The sequence below is a fragment of the uncultured Photobacterium sp. genome, assembly GCF_947502415.1.
Classification (GTDB): domain Bacteria; phylum Pseudomonadota; class Gammaproteobacteria; order Enterobacterales; family Vibrionaceae; genus Photobacterium.
In genome coordinates this window covers 1-1,565 of sequence record NZ_CANMZV010000078.1, presented here as the reverse complement: position 1 = coordinate 1,565, position 1,565 = coordinate 1, and the positions used below count along the sequence as shown (strand labels likewise).

Below are 1,565 nucleotides of genomic sequence, written 5' to 3'. Positions count from 1 at the left end.
CATTAATTCCAATTCAGGATCCGACTTTTTTCTTCTTCCAAACATATTTAATTATTTCCACAATAATGCATAACGCCGGGCATAAGGTGCGCCGCAACGAACTTACCAAACCCACTGCACTCCAAACCAAAACTGCCGAGTGTAACAAGTCACCTTGATGCCTTTGTTATGTTGTGGCGATCTAAATGTTTGATTCAAAATTATACCAAGGTATAGATTTTAATTTAGTTGCCTCGCTAGAAAGCAATTTAAACTGAATATGGAAGTGAATACTTTTGCTTTCTATCATCTCGTCTTCTGACATTTCATTTGGGTCAAACATCATGCTAACTTTGCAAGAGTACTCCCCTTTCGGAAGATCAAAAACCCAATCTGTACACTGTGAAGGAGGGAGAATTTCCTCTTCGAACATGCTCGCACTGACAAGTTCATCATACGTGACAAATGCAGCTTTCCCATCAGATATAAAGCTCCCCTCCACAGATTGAAACTCACCATCTCCCCCTTATCACTTATTTCAATATTCCAATTTCCATGATCACAACCCCACAGCATTATTCTACCTTTAGACGCTTGGTCTAAGACCTTTTGCAGGGAAAACATCATGCCATTGTCATAAGCTTCATACTTATCTGGGTTGATAATTGCGATACAGCCAAAACTGGCTGGTATAGTTTTTAAAATTTTCATATTTTGTAATTATACTTCAGAACAACATAACGCCTGCAATAAGGTGTGCCCCGTTAAACCAACAAAGCGCATCGGACTCCATACCAAAAACGCCGAGTGTAACGCATCACCTTGATTGCCTTGTTAGGCGAACGAAATTAATACATCCATGAGCACGTGCCTGTTTTTACTCATATGATGACAGTTCTTTTGAAAGAGAAGAAATTAAAGAGTCAAAGGGGGAACCAAAATAAAAATGAGGTGCACCCTTTACTCCTTGGTAGTATGGCGTATTTAACTTTACATGAGATGATATGATTTTATTATATCTACCCTCGATATCAATTTGGTTAGCAACCTCATACCCATAAAGAACCTTAATCCATTCATTTAAAAGTGATAGCTTTTCATCGTTAGAATATTTGCTTTCCAACAAACCATTACAGCGCCATAAATTTTCTATTGTTTTAACTTCTGGCGAGTAAATGATATGGTCTTCTTTTCTTAAAGAAAGAATTTCTAATTTCAATCTACAATAGGTGTTAATCCATTTATAAGTATATAGAAGTAATGCAAAGGGAGAGCAAAAAACCAACACTGTAAATATCAAGCAAAAAATAAAAATTTGAACAGTTCTTTCGCCTAATTTATCATTCCATTCAACACTATCCTTCCTAAACAAATCACCCAATGAGGGATAGTCAAATGGCACACCATCAGCATGTAATTCATCTAACAGAGATTTAGCTGACTCAATTTTTGCTTGTACGCATAACTGCATACACTTTTGTTCTTTATCGATTGCCATAAGTCATCGCCTAACGCCGAACATAAGGTGCGCCCCACAGAACTAACAAAGCACACTGAACTCCATACCAAAACCGCCGAGTGTAACG

1 protein-coding gene is annotated in these 1,565 nt (G+C 37.5%); it reads right to left on the bottom strand.

Annotated features, from left to right (window positions below; genetic code table 11):
• Nucleotides 1-856: 856 nt before the first annotated feature.
• Nucleotides 857-1,477 (bottom strand): hypothetical protein, encoded by a 621-nt coding sequence (locus tag Q0852_RS23560; protein ID WP_299022868.1) that lies wholly within the window; start codon nt 1,475-1,477, stop codon nt 857-859.
• Between the last annotated feature and the right edge of the window lie 88 nt (nt 1,478-1,565).